This window comes from Tomitella cavernea, assembly GCF_016599145.1.
Lineage (GTDB): Bacteria > Actinomycetota > Actinomycetes > Mycobacteriales > Mycobacteriaceae > Tomitella > Tomitella cavernae.
Genome location: NZ_JAENKO010000104.1, coordinates 1 through 2,814 on the forward strand (window position 1 = coordinate 1; position 2,814 = coordinate 2,814).

At 75.8% G+C, this 2,814-nt stretch carries 1 protein-coding gene and 1 pseudogene; one reads left to right on the top strand and one right to left on the bottom strand.

The features are described 5' to 3' along the window. Positions 1–1,210, bottom strand: a pseudogene (locus JJ683_RS18625) (type VII secretion protein EccC); the annotation flags it as partial. A 235-nt stretch (positions 1,211–1,445) separates the two neighbouring features. Between JJ683_RS18625 and eccD the strand changes: the two are divergent. Continuing rightward, positions 1,446–2,814, top strand: a 1,369-nt coding sequence (gene eccD / locus JJ683_RS18630; protein WP_200176308.1) for a type VII secretion integral membrane protein EccD, incomplete at its 3' end; no start/stop codon positions are given.

Genomic DNA, 2,814 nt, shown 5'->3' on the forward strand with positions numbered 1-2,814 from the left:
CGCCGTGCGCCACCCGGTAGCCGGCGAGCGCCCGCGCCGTCGCGGCCGCCTCCGCCGCACCGGCCGAGTCCACCGTGCCGAAGTCCTCCACGCCGGCCGCGCTGTGCCCGGCGATGCGCCCTCCGGACACCTCGCAGCGCAGGCCGCGGCGCACCGCGAGCTGCTCGAGCGCGCCCGTCAGGTCGAGCACGGTCACCCCGTCCACGCCGGCGGTGCACAGCCGTTCGTCGCCCAGAACGTGGCCGCCGTCGAGCACGACGACGATGTGCGCCTGCCCGGGAACGGGATCGGACAGGCGAGAGAAACGGCCCCGGCCTGCCAGCTCGCCGTCGAGCGTGTCCTCCAGGTCATGCAGCGAACGGAACACCAGCGCACCGCGCCCCGGAGCCGCCTCCCCCGGCGGGCGCCCGTGCGGCAGCCATTTGACCCACCCCCAGTCGCGGCCGTCGGGATCGGGGGAGACCAGGCACACCCGCACGTGATCCGGGCCGTGGAACACGCACAGCTGCAGCAGCATCGCGCGCACGGCCGAGCGCGCCTGCCGCCGGTCCCCGCCCAGGACGATAGCCGCGAATCCGCGCAGCGACACCGCGGTGGGCAGTCGCGGCACTACGGAATGCGTGTGGACGAACCGGCGCATCGCCACCGCCGCGATGGGCTCGAGGTCCTCCAGCGGGCCCAATGCGGGAACCGCGAGCGTGGTGGCCAGACGCTGGTCCCCCAGGCCGATGCGCAGATGGCAGAAGTCCGGCTGCTCCGGCAGCCGTTCCCACATGCGGCGCCCGCCGACGAGCCCGCGCAGCGCACCCGGCTCCGGATGATGCCACCGCAGCCCCGCGCGCTGCGTGCGCACGGTCTCGGTCACCTCGTCGCGCACGCCCGCCAGGTAGCGGAAGTAGTCCTTGCGCTCCTCGTCGAGCTCCGCGGGCCGCTTGGACCGGGAACCCCCGGCGCCGCCAAGCATTCCGACCATGGAGAAGACCATCATCAACGGGAACAGCAGGGTCATCGGGTTGTTCATACCGCCGGACGCCACCATGAGCGCCACCATGCCGAGCATCGCCACCACCATGACGACCGGCATCAGACGCTGCAGCAGGCCCCCGGGGACGGGCCGCGGCACCGACGGCGGCGGTTGCAGCTCGATCTCCCCGCCGGGCACCTGCGGCGCGGGCAAGCGTGGGCGCCTGATGAAGTCGCGCGTAGTCATGGGATCCCCCCTTGGCTCGGCCGGCCCTCGCCGCGCGGGTGTGCGGCGCCCCTGACCGGATCCGTGACCGCCCTCCCCGGCGATCGAAGGCATCGTATGCGAGTCCGCCGACGGATTCGGCCGCCGGGCGCGGTGCTGTACGGTGGCCACCGCACGGGGGAAGGGCGCCGCCGCAGGCGCCGGGGGACATCGCGCGGCCGCGTCCGCGCATCGGATCATCGCCGGGGGGCTTCGCGTGGGATCATCGCTCGTCGCAGGGGAAACGGCGGCGCCGCCGGGCGCAGCGGGCGTCGGCCCCGCCCCGTCGCCGCAATCGTGCTCGCTCTCGTTGATCGCGCCGGGCACGCAGGTGGACGTCACCGTCCCGGCCGCCGTGCCGGTCGCAGCCCTGATCCCGGAGCTCGTGGGGTTGACGGCGGCGCACCGGCCCACGATTGCCCCGTCGCACTCGCACGACGAAGCGGACTCCGCCTGGGTGCTCGCACCGGTCGGGGCCGCGCCGCTGTCACCCGAGGGCACCCTCGCGGATCAGGGCGTCGTCGACGGGACGCTGCTGCACCTGCAACGGTCCGCCACCGCCGCACCGGAGCCTCTTTTCGACGACGTCGTCGATGCCGTGTCCGTCGCCGGGGCGCAGCGGTTCGCGCAGTGGGGCCCGGCGGCGGCCCGGCGCCTGGCCTTCGCCGTCGCCATGGCGGCAGCGGCCGCCGGGGCATGGATGCTCCTGGCGCCTTCGCTGCCGGATCTTCCGCTGCTGCCGCGCGCTGCGTGGACCGCGGGCGTTCCCGGCGCCGTGCCGGGCGCGGCGGCCCATGCCGCTCGCGTGGCCGTCGCGGCCGCGTGCGCAGCGCTGGCCGCGATCGCGTGCCCGATGCTCTCGCGCGTCTACGGTGACGCCGGGGCCGGCATGGTGCTCGGCTTCTGCGCCCTCCCGTTCGCGTTCACCGCCGGGGCGCTGCTGCCGCAGCCGATGGTGGGGCCGGCAGGGCTGCTCGCCGGCTGCGCCTTCGCCGGGGCGTGCTCCGTGGCCTGCGTCCGCATCGGGGGCGCAGGGATTCCGGTGCACACGGCGACGGCCACCGCCTGCCTGACCATCGGTGCCGCCGCGGCCGCCGCGACCCTCGCGCATCCGGACACGCAGGCACTGGGGGCAGGGCTACTCGTCGCTGCGGTCGTGGTGCCGGCGCTCGCCCCGCGGCTTACCGTGCTGCTCGTACGCCTGCCGATGCCGCCGGTGCCGTCGCGCGACATCCGCGCCGACCTCGCCGACGACTCCACCGTGTCCCCCCGCCTCGTGTCACACCTGGTCGACGGCACGGCGACGGCGGGCCGCTGCCTCTCCGGGCTCGCCGCAGGCGCGTCGGCGACCGCAGCGGCGGGCGCACTCACGGTGACGCTGGCACCCGGGCCACCGTCGTGGCCGGGCATCGCTCTTGCCGCAGTGGTATGCACGGTCCTCATGCTCCGGGGGCGCGCGCACGCGGACGCCGCGCCCGCGACCATCCTGGTGTCCGGCGGCGCGTTCACGGCGATCATCACCACCGCGGCCGCGGCCGTCGGCGCGGCGCGCCCGCCGACCGGCGCCGCCATCGGAGCCGCCCTGG